The sequence below is a fragment of the Spirosoma sp. 209 genome (assembly GCF_002006735.1).
Lineage (GTDB): Bacteria > Bacteroidota > Bacteroidia > Cytophagales > Spirosomataceae > Spirosoma > Spirosoma sordidisoli.
In genome coordinates this window covers 197,074-220,082 of sequence record NZ_MVEC01000003.1, presented here as the reverse complement: position 1 = coordinate 220,082, position 23,009 = coordinate 197,074, and the positions used below count along the sequence as shown (strand labels likewise).

Annotated in this window: 20 protein-coding genes; 13 read left to right on the top strand and 7 right to left on the bottom strand. The window is 55.4% G+C overall.

What is annotated here, in order from left to right:
- Positions 1-201 precede the first annotated feature (201 nt).
- The 4 genes from B1C80_RS06610 (at position 202) to B1C80_RS06595 (ending at position 4,656) form a co-directional block, all read left to right on the top strand.
- On the top strand, positions 202-1,878 hold the full coding sequence (locus B1C80_RS06610) for a UxaA family hydrolase (protein WP_077920279.1): 1,677 nt from the start codon (positions 202-204) through the stop codon (positions 1,876-1,878).
- 79 nt (positions 1,879-1,957) lie between these two features.
- Positions 1,958-2,731, top strand: a complete 774-nt coding sequence (locus tag B1C80_RS06605) for an SDR family NAD(P)-dependent oxidoreductase (protein WP_077920278.1) — start codon at positions 1,958-1,960, stop codon at positions 2,729-2,731.
- 63 nt (positions 2,732-2,794) lie between these two features.
- A complete protein-coding gene (locus B1C80_RS06600; protein ID WP_077920277.1) occupies positions 2,795-3,649 on the top strand; it encodes a fumarylacetoacetate hydrolase family protein in 855 nt (284 codons plus the stop codon).
- Positions 3,650-3,828: 179 nt separating this feature from the next.
- The gene (locus B1C80_RS06595) at positions 3,829-4,656 is read left to right on the top strand and encodes an amidohydrolase (RefSeq protein ID WP_077920276.1); all 828 of its coding nucleotides are present in this window, start codon (positions 3,829-3,831) and stop codon (positions 4,654-4,656) included.
- Here B1C80_RS06595 and B1C80_RS06590 read toward each other — a convergent pair.
- Positions 4,648-6,201: a VCBS repeat-containing protein gene (locus B1C80_RS06590; RefSeq protein ID WP_077920275.1), complete on the bottom strand. Its 1,554-nt coding sequence runs from the start codon at positions 6,199-6,201 to the stop codon at positions 4,648-4,650. The two genes, B1C80_RS06595 and B1C80_RS06590, sit on opposite strands and share 9 nt — an antisense overlap.
- A gap of 132 nt (positions 6,202-6,333) precedes the next feature.
- Here B1C80_RS06590 and B1C80_RS06585 point away from each other — a divergent pair, with 132 nt between their 5' ends.
- Together B1C80_RS06585 and B1C80_RS06580 are read left to right on the top strand one after the other, a co-directional pair.
- Positions 6,334-7,800 carry a gluconokinase gene (locus tag B1C80_RS06585; protein ID WP_077920274.1) on the top strand — a complete coding sequence of 489 codons (1,467 nt, stop codon included), beginning with the start codon at positions 6,334-6,336 and terminating at the stop codon, positions 7,798-7,800.
- A gap of 55 nt (positions 7,801-7,855) precedes the next feature.
- Positions 7,856-9,220 (top strand): TrpB-like pyridoxal phosphate-dependent enzyme, encoded by a 1,365-nt coding sequence (locus B1C80_RS06580; protein WP_077920273.1) that lies wholly within the window; start codon positions 7,856-7,858, stop codon positions 9,218-9,220.
- 111 nt (positions 9,221-9,331) lie between these two features.
- On the opposite strand, the gene B1C80_RS06575 is transcribed toward B1C80_RS06580, so the two are convergent.
- The 4 genes from B1C80_RS06575 to aat all read right to left on the bottom strand — a co-directional run bounded on the left by B1C80_RS06575 (position 9,332) and on the right by aat (position 13,222).
- Positions 9,332-10,138 carry a hypothetical protein gene (locus B1C80_RS06575; RefSeq protein ID WP_077920272.1) on the bottom strand — a complete coding sequence of 269 codons (807 nt, stop codon included), beginning with the start codon at positions 10,136-10,138 and terminating at the stop codon, positions 9,332-9,334.
- A gap of 112 nt (positions 10,139-10,250) precedes the next feature.
- Entirely contained in the window at positions 10,251-11,501 is a 1,251-nt protein-coding gene (locus tag B1C80_RS06570; protein ID WP_077920271.1) for a glutamate-5-semialdehyde dehydrogenase, read from the bottom strand.
- Positions 11,502-11,503: 2 nt separating this feature from the next.
- Positions 11,504-12,538, bottom strand: coding sequence for a glutamate 5-kinase (gene proB / locus B1C80_RS06565; protein WP_077920270.1), 1,035 nt, complete (start codon positions 12,536-12,538; stop codon positions 11,504-11,506).
- A gap of 54 nt (positions 12,539-12,592) precedes the next feature.
- On the bottom strand, positions 12,593-13,222 hold the full coding sequence (gene aat / locus B1C80_RS06560; RefSeq protein ID WP_077920509.1) for a leucyl/phenylalanyl-tRNA--protein transferase: 630 nt from the start codon (positions 13,220-13,222) through the stop codon (positions 12,593-12,595).
- A 307-nt stretch (positions 13,223-13,529) separates the two neighbouring features.
- Here aat and B1C80_RS06555 point away from each other — a divergent pair, with 307 nt between their 5' ends.
- From B1C80_RS06555 to B1C80_RS06545, 3 genes are all read left to right on the top strand, one after another.
- Positions 13,530-14,150, top strand: a complete 621-nt coding sequence (locus B1C80_RS06555) for a hypothetical protein (RefSeq protein WP_077920269.1) — start codon at positions 13,530-13,532, stop codon at positions 14,148-14,150.
- A 136-nt stretch (positions 14,151-14,286) separates the two neighbouring features.
- A complete protein-coding gene (locus tag B1C80_RS06550) occupies positions 14,287-15,309 on the top strand; it encodes a PmoA family protein (protein ID WP_077920268.1) in 1,023 nt (340 codons plus the stop codon).
- A 303-nt stretch (positions 15,310-15,612) separates the two neighbouring features.
- Positions 15,613-17,061, top strand: coding sequence for a hypothetical protein (locus tag B1C80_RS06545; RefSeq protein WP_139361598.1), 1,449 nt, complete (start codon positions 15,613-15,615; stop codon positions 17,059-17,061).
- 69 nt (positions 17,062-17,130) lie between these two features.
- Here the strand turns inward: B1C80_RS06545 and B1C80_RS06540 are convergent, their stop codons facing one another.
- Complete coding sequence (locus B1C80_RS06540) at positions 17,131-17,526, bottom strand: hypothetical protein (protein ID WP_077920266.1); 396 nt, start codon at positions 17,524-17,526, stop codon at positions 17,131-17,133.
- 225 nt (positions 17,527-17,751) lie between these two features.
- Between B1C80_RS06540 and B1C80_RS06535 the strand changes: the two genes are divergently transcribed.
- Entirely contained in the window at positions 17,752-19,257 is a 1,506-nt protein-coding gene (locus B1C80_RS06535) for a 4Fe-4S binding protein (RefSeq protein ID WP_077920265.1), read from the top strand.
- A gap of 88 nt (positions 19,258-19,345) precedes the next feature.
- Positions 19,346-20,038 (top strand): type 1 glutamine amidotransferase domain-containing protein, encoded by a 693-nt coding sequence (locus B1C80_RS06530; RefSeq protein WP_077920264.1) that lies wholly within the window; start codon positions 19,346-19,348, stop codon positions 20,036-20,038.
- A 31-nt stretch (positions 20,039-20,069) separates the two neighbouring features.
- On the opposite strand, the gene rfbC is transcribed toward B1C80_RS06530, so the two are convergent.
- Positions 20,070-20,615, bottom strand: coding sequence for a dTDP-4-dehydrorhamnose 3,5-epimerase (rfbC, locus tag B1C80_RS06525; RefSeq protein ID WP_077920263.1), 546 nt, complete (start codon positions 20,613-20,615; stop codon positions 20,070-20,072).
- 109 nt (positions 20,616-20,724) lie between these two features.
- Here rfbC and pyrF point away from each other — a divergent pair, with 109 nt between their 5' ends.
- Entirely contained in the window at positions 20,725-21,549 is an 825-nt protein-coding gene (gene pyrF, locus B1C80_RS06520; RefSeq protein WP_077920262.1) for an orotidine-5'-phosphate decarboxylase, read from the top strand.
- Between the two features lie 69 nt (positions 21,550-21,618).
- On the top strand, positions 21,619-22,902 hold the full coding sequence (locus B1C80_RS06515) for a DUF2851 family protein (RefSeq protein ID WP_077920261.1): 1,284 nt from the start codon (positions 21,619-21,621) through the stop codon (positions 22,900-22,902).
- Positions 22,903-23,009: the final 107 nt, after the last annotated feature.

Below are 23,009 nucleotides of genomic sequence, written 5' to 3'. Positions count from 1 at the left end.
CCAAACGAACCTGCGTGCTGACTGCCGGGGGCAGAGGACGAGAGGCCGGGCGACGTAGGGGTGAGCATGGGGAGAGCAGGGTCGGACTGTCAAATGTTGGGATTGGTGCTCATATTCGCAATAAGTATGGCAAAGTTTTTCGGGCCGGACTGGTATATTTTAATCTGATCGTCTCTTTTATTGCAAAAAAAACAAGCACTGATGCCCGCTATAGTCTTAAAAGTTCACCCTGCCGATAATGTGATCGTGGCGCTGCGCAACCTGGCGGCTGGTGAACAGATAGATTTTGATTCGCAAACGTATACACTCCCGTATGCGGTGGGGGCCAAACATAAATTCGTTACCGAAGACCGTCAGCCCGGCGATCCTGTTATTATGTACGGCGTGCTGGTGGGTAAAGCCACTCAGCCCATTCGGCGGGGAGAGCCAATTACAACGTTTAATCTCAAGCATGACGCGGACCCCTATAGCCTGGCCAAAAAGCAGCCCTACCGCTGGCAGCCGCCCGATGTCTCGCGCTGGCAGGACCGTACGTTCATGGGCTACCACCGCGCCGACGGTCGGGTTGGTACCCGCAACTACTGGCTCGTTGTGCCGCTGGTGTTCTGCGAAAACCGGAATGTGCTTATTCTGAAAGATGCGTTTGAGCGCGAACTCGGCTACGCACAACCCGAGATGTACCGGCAGCAGGTTCACGAACTACTCAGCCTGTACCGGGCGGGCGAGATGGATGTGATCCGAAAAATGCAGCCTTTTGTCGATGTTAGTCAGAATCATACCCTGACCCATACCAGCGCTCCGCAGTCAGGCCGGCCATTCCCGAACGTGGATGGCATTAAGTTTCTGACTCATGAGATGGGCTGTGGCGGAACCCGGCAGGACTCGGCCGTACTCTGCTCGTTGCTGGCCGGGATGATCAACAACCCGAATGTGGCGGGGGCAACGGTACTGAGTCTGGGGTGCCAGCACCTGCAGGCCGATATGATCTCGGCCGAAATCCGGCGGCAGAATCCGAAATTCAACAAGCCGTTGCTGCTGTTCGAACAACAGGCCGGTACCGAGTACGCGCTGATGAGCCAGGCGGTTAAAGAAACGTTTCTGGGACTGGCCGAGATCAATAAACTAACCCGCCAACCCGCTCCGCTCAGCGCGCTGACCGTCGGGTTGAAATGTGGCGGTTCTGACGGCTTTTCGGGTATATCGGCCAACCCCGCCATCGGGCACCTGTCCGACGTGATCGTAACGCTGGGCGGGAAAACCGTACTGGCCGAATTTCCGGAGCTGAACGGGGTAGAGCAGGAGCTTATCAACCGCACCGTCAACGATGCCGATGCGCAGAAGTTTATCGACCTGATGGGTGGCTATTCGGCCCAGGCCGAAGCCGTAGGGTCGGGGTTCGACATGAACCCGTCGCCAGGCAATATCAAAGACGGGCTGATTACCGATGCAATCAAGTCGGCCGGAGCGGCCAAGAAAGGCGGAACGGCTCCGGTGGCCCAGGTGCTCGACTATGCCGAACCGGTCAATACGCCCGGCCTGACGCTGCTCTGCACACCCGGCAACGACGTTGAAGCCACAACCGGTATGGCCGGCTCGGGTACCAACGTGATCCTGTTTACAACGGGGCTGGGTACGCCGACCGGCAATCCCGTGTGCCCGGTCGTAAAAATATCGACCAATACTGCTCTCCTGAACCGGATGCCCGATGTCATTGACTTCGACAGCGGCCCGATCATTGAGGGCGAGCAGACGATCGAACAAAATGCCGATGCCCTGCTCGACTACATCGTCCGGCTGGCCTCGGGCGAAACCATAACCGCAGCCGAACGACTCGGTCAGGACGATTTCATCCCCTGGAAACGGGGGGTGTCGCTATAAGAGTGATTGAGCGAATGGATGAATAAACAGCACCCGTTCTACGCAGTCACTTACTCACTGATTCACTCTAGTAACGATTATGTTCTCACTTTCTAACAAAACCGCCATCGTTACCGGTGGGGCCAGCGGTATTGGACTGGCTATCGCGAAGGCGTTTGCACAGGCCGGGGCGCTGGTACGTATTTTTGATCTGAATCCCGAACAGGCTGGCCTGGCTGCCGAAGGTATCCGGCAGGAGGGGGGGCAGGTGACGAGCCATACCATTGACGTATCGGATCAGGCCGCCGTACGCGCCCTGGTCGACCAACTGGCTGCCGAAGGGCCTATTCATATACTGGTCAACAACGCAGGCGTAGCGCACGTTGGCACCGTAGAAACCACCTCCGAAGCGGATTTCGACCGGATCTTCCGGATCAATGTCAAAGGGGTGTACAACTGCCTGCATACCGTCATTCCCCATCTGAAAGCTGCGGGTGGGGGCGTTATCCTGAACATGGCATCGGTAGCCGCAACCCTGGGGTTAAACGACCGGTTTGCGTACTCGATGAGCAAAGGGGCCGTTCTGACCATGACACTGTCGGTGGCTAAGGATTACCTGAAGGATAAGATTCGATGCAACTGTATTTCGCCCGCCCGGGTTCATACGCCTTTCGTAGACGGGTTTCTGGCGAAGAACTACCCCGGTCAGGAAGCCGACATGTTTGAGCGGCTCTCAAAAACGCAGCCCATTGGCCGCATGGCCGAGCCGCAGGAAGTGGGGGCGCTGGCGCTGTTTCTGTGCTCCGATGAGGCCGGATTTATCACCGGCTGCGATTATCCGCTCGATGGTGGGTTTACCCGTCTGAACACCTGACCCACCCCTCGCCACCGGCCGAACCTGGGGGCCTATACGTTTACGAAAGACCACAAACTGACTATGAAACTTTTCCGCTTCGGCCTGCCCGACCACGAACACCCCGGCGTTGAACTACCCAATGGCCAGCGCCTTGACGTTACTCATTTTGGCGAAGATTATGACGAGTCATTTTTTGCCAGCAACGGACCCGACCGGCTGGCGCATTGGCTGTCGGCCCACGCGCCCACGTGTCCGGTCGTCTCGGCCGATGCCCGGTTCGGACCCTGCGTAAAACGACCCTCCAAGATCGTCTGTGTAGGGCTGAACTACGCCAAACACGCGGCCGAAACGAACGCACCTACCCCCGCTGAACCGATCCTGTTCTTCAAGTCGACCACGGCGCTCTGCGGACCCAACGACGATGTAGTTATTCCGAAGCGCTCCGAAAAAACGGACTGGGAGGTCGAGCTGGCCATTGTCATCGGCAAACGGGCCAGTTATGTCGAACTCGACGACGCGCTGGATTACGTAGCAGGCTATGCGCTGCACAACGACTATTCTGAACGGGCTTTCCAGCTTGAACGCGGGGGGCAGTGGGTGAAAGGAAAAAGCGCCGATACGTTTGCGCCCCTGGGGCCGTTTCTGGTTACCAAAGATGACATTGCCGATCCCAATGCGCTGCATCTGTGGCTCAGCGTCAACGGCGAGCGGTTGCAGGATTCCAACACCGACGATATGATTTTCAACGTGCCGACGCTGGTCAGTTACATCAGTCAGTTCATGACCCTGCTCCCCGGCGACGTGATCTCGACCGGCACGCCCGCTGGCGTAGGCCTTGGTCTGAAACCACCCCGCTACCTCAAACCCGGCGACGTCATCGAGCTCGGTATCGAAGGACTGGGCGAGCAACGGCAAACCGCCGTCAGCTATACGTGAGGGGATTGTCAGATCAGGTTCCTGTAAAACAGTTTTTTCTTTGTCATACCGGCGGCCCGTTCCTGTCGTCGGAATGACAAAGAGGATCTTGAGTAAAGGGTAGACTCCCATTAACAACGCAGGATGACCAGCACCTTTCACGTCATCAGGCTCGTCTGACTCGTATTTTCGTTTCTCCCATGATCATCGATTCGCATCAGCATTTCTGGCAGTATGAGCCGGTCCGCGACGCCTGGATTACCGACGATATGTCGGCCATCCGGCGCGATTTCTTACCAGCCGACCTGGAGCCGGTACTGGCCGAAAACGGCGTCGACGGCTGCGTGGCGGTGCAGGCCAGCCAGTCGGAAGCCGAGACCGAATTTCTGGTTCAGCTGGCCCGGGCCTACGATATCGTTAAAGGTGTTGTTGGCTGGGTCGATCTGCAAGCGCCGACTCTGTCTGACCGACTGGCTCACTTTGCACAGCATTCGCTCATCAAAGGCTACCGGCATGTAGCCCAGGCTGAGCCAGACGATTTCCTGACGCGCCCGGGCGTAGTAGAGGGGATCCGTAAACTGGCCGATTTTGGACTGACGTACGACATACTGATCTATCCCAGCCAGTTGAAAGCCGCCCTACACCTGGTTCGGGCGGTGCCGGAAGTTAATTTTGTTATCGACCATCTGGCCAAGCCATACATCAAAAAGCGGGACATCAACCGCTGGTCTAACTTCATGGCGGAGATGGCTAAACAGCCCAATGTGCACTGCAAACTGTCGGGCATGGTTACCGAAGCTGACTGGCAGGACTGGGGTAAGCGCGACTTTTTTCCGTACCTCGACGTAGCCTTCGAGCATTTTGGTCCCGACCGGCTGATGTTCGGCTCCGACTGGCCCGTATGTCTGGTGGCGGCCAATTATACCCAGGTGAAAACGATTATCGAAGACTATGTAGAACCCTGGGGCGACGAGGTCCGCCTAAAGGTCTTTGGCGAGAACGCCACCCGCTTTTATCGGCTAGCGTAGCTTGTTTTCGAGTAGCATGATCCCGCTGCCGGGTCGGCGCCAGTAGTCCATCAAGTCGGTATGGCCGGGACCCGTCGGGCGAAAAAACGAGCCCAGCAGGATGTCGTCGTCGCCATCCTGGTCCACATCGCCCGCGGCCAGTCGTAGCCAACGCCCCCGGTTAGCCGCCGGAAAAGAGCGCGGCATGAACAACTGGCTGCCCCGGTTTTCAAAATAAATAAACCCGGCATAGGGCCGCTGCGAAAAATCAGGAAAATGGGCGATGGCTGCCAGATCGGGATCGCCATCCTGATCGAAATCCCGGACAACGGTCTGGCTGGCTCCGTGCATCGGGTAAAACCAGGTTTGCCGAAACCGGAACCGGCCGTCGTTCTGGAAAATGCGGATGCCGTGGTAAGGCTTCAGCACCAGCGAATAGTCGGCGTTGTCGCCGTTGGTGTAGACCAGGTCGTCGTCGCCATCCCGATCCAGATCGATCAGCTCGAGGTAGCTGGAGCCGTAAACTGGCGGAAACCGAAGCACGGTTTCTTTGCGGAACAAGCCGTTTCGCTGGTTGTAGTACACCGCCACCTGCTCGTCGCCCTGCGTCAGTAACGCCACCACATCGGGCCACTGGTCGTGGTTCACATCCCGCACGTAGGCTACGCGGGCGCCAGGAACCGCGTCCAGTACATGTTCCCGGTACCCGGTTTTCAACTGTTCGTGCCAGCTGAGTTTACCCAGGTGGTGACCAAATTCGCAAATCAGCGCATCTTCCCGACCGTCGCGGTTGAGGTCGGCTATGGTTGTTTGAACGGGCCGTTGCAGGTTGGTAACCCGCATGGCCTGTGCGCGACTACGATCAGCCGACCGGGTTTCCCAGCTGCCTGCGGGCTGATCGTTCGGATTCAAAATACCCACGGTCAGCAGGTCGAGACGCCCGTCCGGATGGCTGCGGAGGTCGACCACCGGGCTGCTGGTTCGTAGCGAATCAGTCCGTTGCAGGCGCTTGTTGAGGGCAAATAGATTACCGCGGGCGTCGGCTGCCCAGATCCGATGCGACAGCGAGTCGTAGGTGAGCAGCGTGATCAGGCCATCGACGCTACGGTCAGAAGCATGAGCCGCAAACAGGGGCAAGGCTGACTGAATAGTGGTATGGGGGGCCTGCGCCGGGAGCGAGTCAGGGGCCTGCGCCACATAGTAGGCGACAATCTTCTGCCAGTCGGACGGATGAAGCGTTGGGTGTTCGGGGAATATGTTGGCTTCGATCAGGCGTTTCAGCTCGTCGGTATTGCTGTAGCGCATGATTTCTTCCATTTGCCGATCCGACTGACCCAGGCGCAGGGCCATCTGAGGAAGCACCCCGTTTTGCCAGGTGGCCTTATCGAGTAAGGCCGGTGCTGGCTGGAGGTGGCAGCTGCCGCAGTAGGTCTGAGCCAGCTGTTGACCACTGAGCTGGGTAGGAGCGGGGGGCGTAGGGGCGGTGTCGGTTTTATTCGAAGACTGGCAGGCCACAAACAGCATGACACTTCCGCAGACAACACCTACCAACCGGACCCACGACATACAAAAGGCTTTTTACAAAGATAAGCCCGAAACGGATAGCTCACCGACAGCAACCCGGCTTTGACAGCCAGACAAACATCAAATCGAAAAAATGCGTTGCTTTAGCATACCATAACCCACTCTCGACACTCCATGAATTGCTTTGTTGGCGTAGACGTCGGTACAACCAACGTAAAAGCCCTGGCCCTGCCGGCCGACCTGAGTCAGGTGCTGGCACATGCGTCGGCCCCCGTTGAAACGCTTCATCCTAAACCGGGTTTTGCCGAACAGGACCCCGACCAGATCTGGTCGGCGTTCGTACAGGTGATGGCTGAAGTGAACCGGGAGCTGGCCGGGGCCGGGCATACCATGACCCACCTGGCCTTCAGTACAGCGATGCACAGCCTCCTGGCCATGGATGCACAGGGAGAACCGCTCAGCCACGCGATCATCTGGTCTGACAACCGCGCTGAACAACAGGCGTCCGACCTTCGTACTACCCAGGCCGAACTGGGGCGGCAGCTCTATCAGCAGACCGGTATTCCGATGCATCCTATGGTGCCGCTCTGTAAGCTGGCCTGGCTGCGTGAACACGAGCCGCGCCTGTTGCGCCGGACGGCCTGTTTCGGGGCGATCAAGGAGTTCCTGTGGCATAAGCTGACGGGCGAGTTCGCGATCGACTACTCCATTGCTACCGCTACCGGCCTGTTCGACGCGGCCAACCGACAGTGGAGCGAGCTGGCCCTGACCCATGCCGGGATTCGGGCCGACCAACTGTCTACCCCGGTTCCTACCACCCACCAGCACCCGGTTCGGGAGAGTGGACAAACGGCCGGTACGGGTCTGACCAGTGCCGTAACGCTGGTGATCGGGGCTTCGGACGGGTGCCTGGCCAACCTTGGAGCGGGCGCTATCAAGCGCGGAACCACTACGCTCACGATCGGTACCAGCGGGGCCATCCGGCAAACCGTTCGAAAACCCCTCCGCGACGAGCAGGGACGGCTGTTCTGCTACATCCTGGACGATGACTACTACGTGGTTGGCGGGCCGACCAATAACGGGGGGAACGTGCTGGAGTGGGTCACCGAAAAGCTGGCGCAGGCCGAAACCGACGTGCTGCTGGCCGAGGCCGACGCCATTGCGCCTGGTTCGGATGGCCTGCTGTTTTTGCCCTACCTGCAGGGCGAACGGGCTCCGCTCTGGGATGCCCACGCGCGCGGGGCCTACCTGCACGTAGACTGGCAGCACACGCGGGCGCATTTTGTGCGGGCTGCGCTGGAGGGGGTACTGTTCAACCTGATGCTCATCAACGAACTGCTGATGAAGCATACCGGACCGACCCGCGTTATCCACGCCAATGGTGGCTTCGCGCAGTCGCGGTTCTGGGTGCAGATGCTGGCCGATATGTCGGGCGTTCCGGTGCGGCTCAACGCCAGCAACGAAAGCGGTTCGATGGGCGGCATCCTGCTGACCATGAAAGCCCTGGGGCTGGTAGCTACCCTCGACGAAGCGGCTAAGCTGGTTGAGTTTGGGGATACCTACGAGCCCGATCCAAAGCGCCACCGGCTCTATCAGCAGGTGTTCAAGCGCTGGCAACTGGGTCTGTCGCAGAATACCTGACCGAAAGTGTAGTCGTCTTCGTATCTTACCCACCCATCTAAATCCTTAGTAATACATGGCACAGAAAAAGTTTATCTTAGCCGAATCCGACATTCCGGAGCAGTGGTACAACATCGTGGCCGATATGCCCAACAAGCCGCTGCCTCCGCTGCACCCCGGTACCAAAGAACCCATCGGGCCGGATATGCTGGCCCCGTTGTTTCCGATGGAACTGATTAAACAGGAGGTCACTAGCGAGAAATGGGTACCTATTCCGGAAGAGGTACGGGAGATTTATAAAATCTGGCGACCTACCCCGCTGTACCGCGCCACGGGGCTGGAAAAACTGCTCGACACGCCCGCCAAAATCTATTACAAATACGAGGGAGTTAGCCCGGCCGGATCGCACAAGCCGAATACCGCCGTACCGCAGGCTTATTACAACAAGCAGGAAGGGGTCACGAAAATTACCACCGAGACGGGTGCCGGCCAGTGGGGAAGTGCCCTGAGTTTCGCCTGTCAGCATTTCGGCATCGAGTGTGAAGTGTACATGGTGCGGGCCAGCTACAACGGAAAGCCGTACCGGAAAATGATGATGAATACCTGGGGAGCCTCAGTATATCCGTCGCCCTCTGACCGGACCAACGCCGGGCGTAGTATTCTGGCGCAGGACGCCAACTCGCCGGGAAGCCTCGGTATTGCCATTTCAGAAGCCGTAGAGATGGCGCTGCATGACGAACATACCAAGTATGCGCTGGGAAGTGTGCTGAATCACGTACTCATGCACCAGACCGTTATTGGCCTGGAGTGCATCCGGCAGCTGGAGCAGGCCGGCGATTTCCCGGATATTGTGGTGGCGCCGTTTGGGGGTGGCTCCAACTTTGCCGGTATTGGGTTTCCGTTTCTGCGTTATAATCTGGAAGAGGGTAAGAACATCCGCTGTATCGCGGCCGAACCGGCTTCGTGCCCCAAACTAACCCGGGGCGTATTCCGGTACGACCTCGGCGATACGGTCGGTATGACTCCGCTCTTGCCGATGTATACACTGGGCCATAACTTCATTCCGGCACCTATCCACGCGGGTGGTCTGCGTTACCACGGAGCGGGAGCTATCGTCAGCCAGCTTCTGCGCGACGGACTGATCGAAGCGCAATCGTTCAACCAGCTCGAGTGTTTCGACGCCGGTATCAAGTTTGCCCGCACGGAAGGCATCATTCCGGCGCCCGAGGCCAACCACGCCATCGCAACGGTTATCCGCGAAGCGCTCATCGCCAAAGAAGAAGGAACGTCCAAAACGATTCTGTTCAACCTCTGCGGCCACGGTCACTTCGATATGTCGGCCTATGAGCAGTATTTATCCGGCAAACTGGTGGAACACGAAGTTACGCAGGAGGAAATCCTGGCGTCACTCGCCGAGCTGGATACGCCTTTAATTGCTTAAGGCTTAGTATATAAGGTCTATTTTTGTTATTCCAGCCGGCATGCCAGTGCAGCAGGGATGCCAAAAATAGACCTGTTACTTGTCAGTTCAGTGATTCGGGAGCAACATAACTCAGTATGCTTCGTACTGGAATGTGTAGTGGGTTCGGCCTTGCTGTAGGTCCAGTTTATAGTAATCTACCCGTTCGATGAGCAAACCATTGTTGTCATACGTAAGCTGATCATCCGGACGAATTACATTATTGGGGCTGATCAGCTGTGGCGACACACCTATCCTATCTAATGTATAGCCCAGCTTGTAGTAAGGATTGGGTTTGTTGTCATATTGATAAGTAGTAACCGGGTTGCTGATAGGGCCTGTCGAGTAGCTACGTTCGGTCTTGATTAGATAATTACCGTTGTACGAATATAACGCGGTGTAAACGGCATCACCAATCGGATAAAAATTCGTCTCAACTGTTTTTGCAGGCAGGTTCTGGCTGTTATACTCCACCGCTATCAGACTGTTGATTGTAAAATCACTGCCTTGTTGTGCCGAATATTTTTTTGCTGCAATCATATTTCCCTTCGTATCATAGTCGTAGGTAGTTCGCCCTGCAGTTGTGGTGTTGCCCGGAACGATTGGCGTTTCCGAGGTGATCAGGCGGCCCTGAGCGTCGTACTGTAGGAAGGTAGTAACGCCCGGGTAACTCTCGGCGCTGCTAGCCGATGTACCTCCCCGAGCCACGTATTGGCTAACGTTACCGTCCGTGTTGTAACTAAGTGTGTGCGACTGGTAGTACCGAAGTCCGGTTTGGATAATTTTTGTTAGGCGAAATCGCGGACTGGCTGGCGGAGCGACCAGGTGATCCTCGCAGGACCACAATGAAGAGACCAGCAGCAGGCCACAGAGGCCGACCAGGGAAACGTTGACTTTCATGGATGAATAGATTGAAATGTGTTGAACGCTGCAATCTATTATTATTCCATTTTTCAGTCAAAACCACTCGATTAACTGGATTTTAAATTTAGCAGACGGTAGGTAGTTTCGCCTACCACCGTACCTGACCGTCGCCGGTGACGATCCATTTCTCGGTGACCAGCTTCTCCAGCGCGAACGGACCCCGGGCGTGGAGTTTCTGGGTGGAAATGCCGATCTCGGCCCCCAGTCCGAAGCAGCCGCCATCGGTGAAACGGGTCGATGCGTTGGCGTAGACCGCAGCCGCATCCACCTCGCGCAGGAATTGATCGATGACCGGCTGGTTCTGCGACAGAATGGCTTCCGAATGGCGCGACGAATAGGCCTGTATGTGCGACAGCGCTTCGTCGGGGCCGGAAACGACTTTGACGGCGCACTTATAATCCAGAAACTCGCGGCCAAAATCGTCGGGCTGGGCGGGCTGCAGGTTCGTATAACCGGCTTTCTGAAAAATCGTATAAGCCGGTTCGTCGGCAAAAACCTCTACGTTCCATTGGGCAAAATCGGCCGTGAGCATTGGCAGAAACCGGTCGGCCACGGCTGCGTCGACGAGTACACAATCGAGCGAGTTGCAGACCGATGGCCGCGACACTTTAGCGTTGACAACGATAGGCGCTGCCTTGTCCAGGTCGGCGGTGGCTTCTACGTAGGTATGGCAAACGCCCGCGCCGGTTTCGATCGTGGGCACGAGTGAGTGTTTCCGGACAAACTGAATCAGCGATTCGGAGCCGCGCGGAATGATGATGTCTACGTAGCGTACTGCCGTCAGCAGTTCGTTCACCACGGCCCGGTCGGGGGGGAGCAGGGTAACCGCTGCTTTGGGGACGCCAAACTCGACCAGTACGTTCTGAATCAGTCCAACCAGGTAGCGATTCGAGAAGTCGGCTTCCTTGCCGCCTTTCAAGACGCAGGCATTACCCGAACGCAGGCAAAGCGACGCCACATCGACCGTTACGTTGGGCCGGGCTTCGTAAATGACGCCTACTACCCCCAGCGGTACCGCAATTTTTCGGAGGCTAAGACCCTGTTCGATGGTTCGATCGATCAATACTTCGCCCGTTGGATCGGGCAGGGTAGCTACCACCCGCAGGCTATCGACCAGCCCCTGTATCCGGCTTTCGGTAAGCTTGAGCCGGTCAAATTTGGGGTCGGTGGGGTCCATCCGGTCCAGATCACGGCTGTTTTCGGCAACGATCGGTTCCACCTGGGCCGCCAGCACATCGGCGAGCCGGTTGATAAGGGCGGTTTTCTGATCGGAGCTGAGCCGACGAACGGCGGCAGCGGCCTGTTGGGTAGCCTGCAGGAGCGGAGTAATAGGTGTCATACTCACAAAAGTACGATATCGTTGGCATTCGCCACATCAACGTTTTGTTGGTGAAGCTGTTGAACCAGCACGTCGGACGAAATCCGGGCCCGGGCTACCGCAACGGGCGTATCGTGTTCGTCGATGATCTCGACCATTTCGCCCGTGCTGAATTCGCCCAAAATGGCCCGAACACCCACGGCCAGCAGGCTCCGCCGTTGTTGCAGGGCGCGTACGGCACCCGCATCGACCCGAATGCGTCCCACCACGAGCGAGCCGCTGACGAGCCACCGGTTGCGGGCCGAGAGTGCTGTTTCTGCCGGTATAAATTCGGTACCTACCTCGCTTCTGAGCGCCCGGTCGAGGCTGTCGGGTTCGTTCAGGCCGAAGATGATGACCCGGATGCCCATGCGCGTGGCCAGTTTGGCAAAGGTGAGTTTAGAGGCCATGCCGCCCAGCCCCAATGATGATTTGTCGGTGCGGACGACCCCGAAAATTCGCTCATCGAAGGTATCGACCCGGCGGATAACCTGGCCGTTGGCGTCCAGTAAACCACCTACCGAGGTGCAGAGCATGAGGGCTTCGGCCCCGAAACCGACGGCAATGAGCGTAGCCAGTTCATCATTGTCAGAAAACTTCAGCTCGCGGTTGCTCACTACGTCGTTCTCGTTGGCGATCGGAATAATGCCGTTGGCCCAGAGCTCTTCGTAGGTTTGCTTGAGCTGCAGAAACTGATCGCGGTTGGCAAAATGGTGGCGCTCACACAGGCTTTGGGCAATGGCGATGCCGTATATGGAAAAGAAACGGGAATACTGATTGAGCAGCAACAGATTCCCTACGGCCGCGGCTGCTTTACGCTGGGTAATATCGCCCCGGTAGTCGTTAATGAGACCTTTGCCGGCACCGACTGCGCCCGACGAAACCAGCACGATCCGGTAGCGCGCGTGCAGCGCAGCCACCTGCCGGGCAATGTCGACCATGATTGGCTCATTGGGTTCGCCGGTGGGTTTGGTAATGGAAGCCGTACCAAATTTGAGGACAAGTACAGGTTTTGTCATGCGCGCAAAGATAGCGCAAGTATGGCATTAGCCCAGATTCAGGGGCGTATCGGCTTAATCGCCGGCGTGGTTTCTGAAGAGATGTTCAAACGCGTTTTCGGTGAAGCGGGCTTTTTTACGGATAGCCGACTTGAGTTGCTTCATGTAATCCGCTTTGGGAATTTCGACGGCCCCGAACCGCCGTACGTTATCATTGATGAACTGGGTGTCGAGGAGTTCGTACTGCTGCTCCCGTAGGGTCATGATAAGGTAATGAAAGGCAACTTTCGACGCATCGTTGACGTGATGAAACATCGACTCACCAAAAAAAGCAGCGCCCAGCGATACACCGTATAAGCCGCCAACCAAACGGTTGTCCATATACGTTTCAACGCTATGGGCCAGCCCCATCCGGTGCAGCTCGGTATAGGCTTCTATAATTTCCTCCGAAATCCAGGTACTATCGTCGGCCGACCGGGGTAGGGAGCAGTAGCGCATAACCTGTTCAAAATCACAGTTGACACGAATGTCGAAGCGTTGTTGATTGAGGATGGGGCGCAGCGATCGGGCGGGTTTGTAGCTATGGATAGGGATGACCGCGCGCGGGTCAGGTGCGTACCAGTACAGCGTACCGTCGGCATCGGCCATCGGGAAGATACCGTTGATGTACCCGTAAATCAGGTCGTCGGCGGTTAGCTTGTTCATGAAAGTCTTGGGCATGTCCTGATACAAAGATAAAAAAATACTTGACAATCAAGCAGTTTTCTGTTGGTGGTGCACAGCTTTATGCAGTGAATTACCTGTATGGTAGGGTGTTGCCGGAGAAGGGGTTTAGACAGACATGTGTCGATGCATAGCGGCCGTTTTCCGGCATCGGCCTATAAAGAATGGGTCGACTTCCGGCGGAAAAATGCCAAAGCTGATCGGGTGTAGATGGTCTTTGTCAGGAAGAATTAAACTAAACCCTTTCTGGTGTGTCTGATGTTTATCAAAAAACGATTCACAACCAGACATGAAAAAAGGATTTGCTTTGCTCCTGATTGCTGCCCTGCCCGTATTCTTTAGCCAGTGTGGCGTAAACAAACAGATTTCACAGGCCAAAACCCTCGGCGACTGCCGCTATACCATTGCGTCGGCCGATAGCATTTACCTGGCCGGTACCGACGTCCGACAGTTTCGCAACCTCGAAGACCTGAATCCCGCGCGGTTTCCGCGGCTGGCGGCTGGTTTGCTAACCCGGAACGTACCGCTGGATGCGCGCATCAATCTGGAAATCACGAACCCTACAAACCGGCTGGCCGGTATCAATCAGCTGGAATACAGGGTGCTGCTGGCTGGCCAGGAGGTGTTCAACGGATTTCTGAATCAGCGCATCGAGGTGCAGCCCGGCGGAGGAAAAACGCGTGTGCCGGTTCGCCTTAATACCAATGCCTACCAACTGTTGACCGATCCCAAAACCCGCGACGCATTCGGCGATCTGGTACAGAACCTCTCGGGCTCGCCGAGCAGCAAACCTTCCAAACTGACCATTCGGATCAAACCGACACTCGATCTGCTGGGTGGACAGATCAACTATCCGGGCTACATCACGATAGATCAGGATGTGACGAACAAAATACTGATGGGCAATTAGGCCATGCGTATGATTGGTTTTTGGCCAGTCTGTCAGTCGCTTTCAGTAGCATTCCAGGTGCCCCGACTTTCTTAGGTCGGGGCATTTTTCTTGTCTGCTCTTTCTAAACCGATCATTAGCTTAGTTTCTCCTACTTATGTTCCGACTTGCATGCCTGCTTCTGCTGACAGCCTCTGCGGTTATAGCCCAACCCCATCAAATTCAGATTAAACATGACCCGGCCGCCAAACGGGTCGCGGTGACGGTCGATGGTAAACCGTTTACGGCTTATATCTACCCCGGACCAACCGTGTTGAAGAAGCCGGTGCTGTACCCGATCGTGTCGGCGGGCGGAAACGCAATCACCCGTGGCTGGCCGCTCGATCCGCGTCCGGGTGAGCGGGTCGACCATCCGCACCATGTAGGGATGTGGTTCAATTACGGCGACGTAAACGGACATGACTTCTGGAATAACTCGATAGACGTAGGCCCGGAGCATAAAGGCCCGTTCGGCACGATCCTGCATACGGGGGTTACGTCGATGAAGGGCGGAAAGGGGCAGGGCGAACTGGTCGTCACCGCCGACTGGCTCGACAAGGATAATCAGCTGATGCTGCGCGAAACGACTACTTTCCGGTTTGGGGCCAGCGCCGACAGTCGTACCATTGACCGTATAACCACGCTTACGGCGGCCGGGAAAGAGGTGGTCTTCAAAGACAACAAAGAAGGGATGATTGCCCTCCGGGTAGCGCGCCAGCTGGAACAGCCTTCTACCAAGCCAGAGGTGTTTACCGATGCGCAGGGCGTAGCTACTAAAGTGCCCCTGCTGGACAATACCGGCGTAACGGGTCTTTACCGGAGCAGTGAGAACAAAGAAGGGGATGCTGTATGGGGTACGCGGGCTAACTCGGTTGCGCTGTCGGGGGTTATTGGTTCTGAGAATCTGGTAGTTACCCTGCTCGATCATCCCAAAAATGTAGGTTATCCGACCTACTGGCACGCCAGGGGTTACGGCCTTTTTGCGGCTAATCCGCTGGGCCCTAGCGTGTTTACAAATGGGAAAGCACCGGCTATGAATTATACACTGGACCCGGGCAAATCCGTCACGTTCCGGTATCGATTGCTTGTTGAGTCGGGTAAGGGAAAAACGTCGGCCAGGGTTCAGCCAACCGACTGGTAAATAATTACAAACCGCTCTGAAACAAAGGCGTACTTTGGCATATAATTTGACCAGGGGGTTTTCGTACCCCGTAAATGTGTTAAGTTCCGCATGTCTTGTACGCTCTCTCTCAATCTGTACTCACGCGTTTGTAGTAGTCTCTTTGCCTGCCTGATTGTCTGGGGGTCACTATCGGCGCAGCCGCGTGCCACGACAACGAAATATGCACCCCCCAGAACCCGGGTTGGTGCCTCGTTGGACGGGTTGCACACCATAAAAAATGATAAGGTTGAAGTCGGTATCGATTTAAATTACGGCGGGGCTATGACCTACCTGGCGTTTCGGAACGACCAGGGCGGAAAAGTCAGTACCCGCAACATGATCAACAATGCCGATCTGGGTCGACAGGTACAGATTGCGTTGTACGGCGGTCCGCTCGACTATTCGAAGAACGGGGCGCCGGCCTGGACCGGTCTGGGCTGGGATCCCATTCAGGCCGGTGATACCTACAATAATCCATCCCGGGTTACGGCGTTCGAGAAGCAGGATAACCTGCTCTATGTAAAGTGCGTACCCAAGCAGTTTGCCCTTAACAACGAAGACGGAGAAGCCACCATTGAACACTGGATCAGGCTGGAGGGAAACGTGGTTAAAGTACATGCCCGTGTGGTGCTTTCCCGAAATGACAAGACACAGTACGAGGCCCGTCAGCAGGAGATGCCCTGTGTTTACCTGAACGGCGAATACCATAACATGTGGTACTACAAAGGCAACGACCCGTTTACAAACGCTTCTGCTGATGTTATTCGTCCCGTGCCGCCCAAAGAGCGGGTTCCCTTTGGCGACGTGTATCCAACCGAACCCTGGATGGCCTCAACCAACGTGAACCAGTATGGAGTCGGCTTGTATGTACCCAACAATTACGACTGGAAGAAAGGCTACTTCGGTTCCGATCTGGACGGCGATGAATATAGCCAGGTTGCGTCATACATTGCTGCCACCAACTTCGTTTTACTCGATCATAATATTGTCCATGAGTGGGATTACGCGTTGATCGTGGGGCATCTGAACGAAATTCGATCGTACGTGTACGCGCAGCCGCGCCCCGTTGCCGGTCCAAACTATCGGTTCGATACGTCGCGTAAAGGCTGGTATTACTACAATACGCAGGATACGGGCTGGCCAATTAATGGTAAGCTACGGGTGTTGCTGAACAACACGCCCAATAACCATATCAAATCGCCATTCGTATTCTGGAAGGGTAGGGAGGTGCCCAAGATATACATTCGGGCGGCATTCAGAAACAACGAGAGTCAGGATACTAAGTCTCCTTTTCGCCTGAGCTGGCGCCGGCCAGATGACGTTGCTCTCCTGCGGACGGATGATCGGCGAATGAATTTCGCGCTCGACAACGACGGGCAGTACCATACCTATGAGATCGATCTGAGTAAGAATGAGAACTGGATGAGCCAGAATATTGGGCAGATCGAGCTGCAGCCCGCCCCTGATGGGCCTCGTGTAAACGGGTGGCTCGAAATCGAGTGGATATCCACCTCTCCCAATGGTCCGGTAACGGAAACCATAAATTCGCCCGTTACGGAGGTTATAGTCCCACCTGTTACCCCGACCCCGGTCCCGGTCAAACAGCCCGATAACCAGGCTCCCGTGGTTCCGGTAGCTCCCGTGGTTCCGGTAACCCCGGTGGCGGAGGCCCCCAAAACCAACGAATGCCAGCCTAAGTGTGTAACTATTGTGGTTACGAGAATTCGATAAGGTATGTACCAGCCACAAAAAAGCGATACATCCATACATGGTGTATCGCTTTTTTGTGGCTGGTACGTATTAATTCAGATGGACAAGGGCTGATCGATACACGCGGCCTTCAAGCTGATGCATCCAGTTGCGTAAGGTATCGTTCTCGCCGGTAGCCCGGTTCAGCTCACGATCGATCTGTCGGAGCAGAAAGAATAACTGGTGAACATGCAGCCATTGCTGATGCAGCTGAGCTACTTCCTGGGTCGACCGGCTAGTCTGACGGGCCTCGTGAGTCAGTTGCCGCAAACTCATTTTGAGGTGATAGCGCAGAATCATGAGCCGGCTGGCCATTGGCAGCTCGGCCGGGTCGCGCTCCATGTAAGAAATGCTTTTGGCCAGCATGTTATTACGCTGCTGAAGCTGATCTGAAACGATCATCCAGGCATGCTCGGCCCGGAGCGACTCATAGGTGATGGTTTTCATGGAATATGTACATTACGGTTTGAACAAATATACTGATCCTATTGAGTTAATAGTTGGTTAAGTCCTGCTATTGTAAAATTTTAATCTGTCAAATGGTCGTTTAGCCGATGATTAGAGTGGTATAGTACAAAAAAGGTTTAATTCGTCTGGATAAAAACTCAATTGGCCGGATACAAAAAGCATTGCACAATTACAGTAACTTTCAGGTCTGAAATCTGCTCAACCATGACACGCATCAAATGGCTGGGGTTATCCCTTTTCCTGACCGGATTTGCCCTCTGGATTTTTACATTGACCCTGAGCCAGTTCCAGCTCACGGATTCTATACTCGATGCGTCAGTAAAACCTGAGCACCGCGACATCCTGCGCCAGCGGACCGCGTTCATGGCCAACAAAGTATATACCAACAACTGGTCCTTTATCAGCGACTTTCGGGGAGCTGTCAACGCGTACAATGAGGAGGTAAGGGCGCAGAAGGCGTGGGATAAAGTCATTTACGACGACTACGTTTTCGACATAACAAAAAATGCCTCGCTGGGGGTATTACACGACGGTAAGGTCTGGCTTTGGTTCTGGCTGAGTCTGGGGCTGGCTACCCTCGGCGGGCTGGTTTATGCGCTGACGGGGCTGAAACGGCTCCCCGGCATCGACAACAACCGACAATACCGGCACCCGGCTACTGACCGGGGCTGGATCGGGATCAGCGTGGGCGTTTTTCTGATTGGTTTCTACATAGCGCTTTACTTTTACCCTGAATACCTGACCAACTGGGTGCTACTGGTCGATCCTATTAGTCGCGCCCTGAACGCTGGTGCGGCCAGTCGGTGGTTTCTGTACGGGTTTCTGTACACCCTCGTTATTCTGGTCATGGGAGTGCGCATGCTGGTCAACTACCGGCACAGCCGCTATCAGCAGTTACGCACGGTATCGGTCATGTTTTTTCAGGTAAGCTTTGCCTTTCTGATCCCTGAAATCATGCAGCGGCTCAACCAGCCTTATCAGGATCTGAAGAATATATGGCCTCTCGACTATACCTTTTTCTTCGACTATCGTATCAATGAAAAGCTACAGGCCGGCTCACTTGGCATCTTTATGCTGGTCTGGGGTATTGTGCTGGCCCTGGTGGCGGTGCCTGTACTGACGTATTTCCTGGGTAAGCGCTGGTACTGCTCGTGGGTGTGTGGTTGTGGCGGCCTGGCCGAGACACTGGGAGATCCCTACCGCCATCTGTCAGACAAGAGCCTGAAAGCCTGGAAGGCGGAGCGGGTAATTGTGCATAGTGTGCTGGTATTTGCAGTCGGCATGACCCTGCTGGTGCTGTATACCTATTTTACCGGACAGCCTGCCATACTGGGCTTTCTGGATAGTTATTCCGTGCGCTCGGCCTATGGTTTTTACATCGGCTCTCTGTTTGCCGGGGTTGTTGGGACCGGTTTCTACCCGCTGATGGGCAACCGCGTATGGTGCCGGTTTGGTTGTCCGCTGGCGGCCTATCTGGGTCTGGTACAGCGGTTTAAGTCCCGGTTTCGTATTACGACCAACGGTGGTCAGTGTATATCCTGCGGCAATTGCTCGGCTTATTGTGAAATGGGAATCGACGTGCGGGCCTATGCCCAGCGCGGTCAGGATATAGTGCGCTCGTCCTGCGTAGGGTGCGGCATCTGCTCCGCCGTTTGTCCGCGGGGCGTGTTAAATCTGGAACTGGGGCCTGTAGCGACGCGGAAGATATAGCAGACCTGCCAGTTTTTAGACAGCCTGTGCTGGATTCATGTAACACGCTTAACTTTACCGCCTACCGATAACCGAGACCCGCCCCTCTATGGACCCTATCTATCGCGCGCTGATCGTGTGTACCAATCACACCGATTATCCGACCAAACCGCACAAAACAGGATTATGGCTTAGCGAGGCCACTCACTTTTATGATGAGCTGGCTGACCGTAACCTGCCCTACGACATAGCCAGTCCTCTGGGCGGTCCTGTACCGATCGATGAGAAAAGTATGGACCGGCGCGATACCGTCAACGAAAAATGGTACAGTAACCCTGTATTCAGGGATAAACTCGACAATTCGATCCGGCTCGACGACGTAGAACCGGCCAACTATCAGATTCTGTACTTGACGGGTGGGCACGGGACCATGTGGGATTTTCCGAACAACCCGCGGTTGCTGGAAATTACCCGGGATATCTACGAAAACGGGGGGATGGTAGCCGCCGTTTGCCACGGCGTATGCGGCCTCCTGAACGTGCAGTTATCCGATGGGTCTTTGCTGGTGAATAACCGGCAGATAACCGGCTTCTCCAACATGGAAGAAAAACTCGTTCGGCTCGATGAAGAGGTGCCGTTTCTACTTGAAGATGCGCTGCGCCAGAAAAACGCGCTTTATAGCAAAAGCATCATTCCATTTCTGCCCTACATTGAGGTAGACGAACGACTGGTAACGGGCCAGAACCCGCTGTCGGCGCGTAAAGTAGGGCGGAAAGTGATGGAAGAAATGTATGAAAAATAAAAGAGGCACGGTGCATACCGTGCCTCCTGTTCTAGACCACTACGTTCGGGAAAACCTCCCGCAGCAACTTTAATTCCTGATCTTTTTCGGAAACGATAGGATTGCTGACACCCCAGTCGATATTCAGATCGGGATCGTCCCAGCGAATCCCCGATTCGGCCCCTTTGTTGTAGACATTCGTGCATTTGTAGCTGAAAATGCTGTCTTCGAGGGCCACAAATCCGTGGGCAAATCCTTCCGGAATGTAAGCCATGTTAGCCAGACGCGCATCCAGCAGAAACGTTTCGTACTGGCCAAACGTAGGCGAATCGGGGCGGAGGTCAACGGCTACGTCAAGCACCTGACCGGTAATGACACGAACCAGTTTTCCCTGAGCAAATGGCTCGTTCTGCATGTGCAGACCACGCAGTACCCCCTTCACAGAAAACGACTGGTTGTCCTGAACGAAGTCCATGGGTAAGCCCAGCGATGCAAACATAGGCTTGTTGTATGATTCGAAGAAATAACCACGCTCATCGTCAAAAACGCGTGGAATCAGTTCTATCAGGCCCTCAATGGCCGTTTGCCGAACTTGCATAGGAGATTTGGTAGATACGAATACAGGAGACTTCTACAAATGTATGAAACCGGACTGGTAGTTCGTACTTTTGGGCGGAAGCTATTTAGTCTATGGCTTTTTTATCAGAATGACCTACCAGGAGTTAAGCGAACAGATTGCACAGAAGCAATCTTACCTATGCGTCGGCCTCGATACTGACCTCAAGAAGCTGCCTCATCACCTGCTGACAGAACCCGATCCGGTTTTTGCGTTTAATCGGGCCATCATAGATGCCACGGCCGACCTCGCGGTGGCCTATAAACCCAACATTGCTTTTTACGAAGCACAGGGCCCCCGGGGCTGGGAAAGTCTGCAGAAAACGCTCGATTATATCCCGGCCAACTGCTTCACCATTGCCGATGCCAAACGGGGCGATATTGGCAATACGTCGGGCCTGTATGCGCGGGCGTTTTTTGACCCTGCAGCCGCCGGGCTCCATTTCGACTCCATTACCGTAGCGCCCTATATGGGCCACGATTCCGTAACGCCTTTTCTCGACTACGAAGGAAAATGGGTCATTTTGCTGGCTCTGACGTCTAATCCGGGGAGTGCTGATTTTCAGCGGCAAAGCCTGGGCGAGCAGGAACTGTTCGAAGCCGTTATAGAAACCGCCAACAGCTGGGCAGGCCCTGACCGGATCATGTTTGTCGTGGGCGCCACCCAGGCCGCTGAGTTAGGGCGTATCCGGCAGCTGGCTCCCAAAAATTTTCTGCTCGTGCCGGGGGTAGGGGCGCAGGGAGGGTCGCTGGAAGATGTATCGCGCTATGGGCTGACAACCGACGGCGGACTGCTTGTCAATGCCTCACGTAGTATCCTGTACGCATCCGGCGGTACCGACTTTGCCAGGCGGGCGCGGGCCGAAGCCGTGAGTCTGCAACAGGAAATGGCCCGTCATTTACAGGCAATACGTTAAGGGTAGTGAGCTAATTTCAGGTTTGTGTATATTTGCAGTAACTGACTTTTTTGTCAGTAGCCAGCTATCGTGCCCGAATCGTTTCTGTATTTCCTTTGGCAATATCAGTACATAAACCCCAGCCTGCTCGTCACGACCGATGGTGAGCAGGTTGAGGTGCTGCATCCGGGTTTCAGAAACCACGGGGCTGGTCCCGATTTCATTAATGCGCGGCTGCTCATAGGTGGACAGGAATGGGGAGGCACCGTTGAGATGCACACCCGAACCACCGACTGGCTGGCCCATCGGCATCAGCACGACCGCGCTTACGACAATGTCATACTGCATGTTGTCTGGCAGGATGATCAGCCGGCCAGCAGTCGCCGGGTCGAGCGCACCGATGGCACACCCCTTCCGACACTGGTTCTTGAACCCCTCACCGACCGGGCGCTGATCGATCGGTTCGGGCAGCTTCACGATTCCGCTGCGCCAATTCCCTGTGCTGCTCAGTTTCGGTCGGTGCAGCCGCTGCGGATAACGTCGATGCTGGATAAAGCCATGCTGCAACGGCTTGAGCGCAAAGCCGCCACCGTTCAGGCCATATTTGACCAGACAGGATCGGACTGGGAAGAAACGGCGTATCGGATGCTGGCCGTAAACATGGGGTTTAAGCTGAATGCGGAGCCGATGGAGCAGCTCAGCCGGGCTGTCCCCCTGAAAGCTATTCTTAAGCATCGGGATAAGGTTATTCAGGCCGAAGCCATGTTGTTTGGAGCCGCCGGCCTGCTCGATGAATTAACCGATCCTGATGAGTACGGCGGCATGTTGCAGCGGGAATACCGGTTTCTGGCCGCCAAATACCAACTGACCGGGCTACAGGTGATGGCTCACGCCTGGAAGTGGGGCCGCCTGCGACCGGCCAGTTTTCCTACGCTTCGGCTGGCTCAGCTGGCCCGGCTGCTTACCCGGCACGCGAGTCTGTTTTCGCTGTTTGTGGCAACTACCGATGTTGAACTAATCCTTCAGGCATTACAGGTTACGCCCTCCGACTACTGGCAGACACATTACCGGTTCGGGAAAGCTACCGACAGGGGATCCCCGGCGCTGGGTCGTAATATTGTTATTAATACGGTTGTGCCACTATTGGCTGCCTATGCTCATCACCGGGGCCAACCCGCCTATCTCGATCGGGCCATCGCTTTGCTGGAGCAGCTCCCCGCTGAACACAACCGACTGACCGAAGGCTGGAACAAACTGGGTATGGGCATTCAGACAGCTTTCGACTCGCAGGCGGGTATAGAATTGTACAATGAGTTCTGCACCCAGAAGAAATGCCTCAGCTGCCAGATTGGGGCCGGACTATTGAAAGGATAAATTACACCAGCGTTCCACCTGCTAAGAATCTATACATAAACTATAAACGTAAAGATTTATTAACGGATAGGTCCTGACCTCCGGCATACCTTTGTAACTGACCAGCG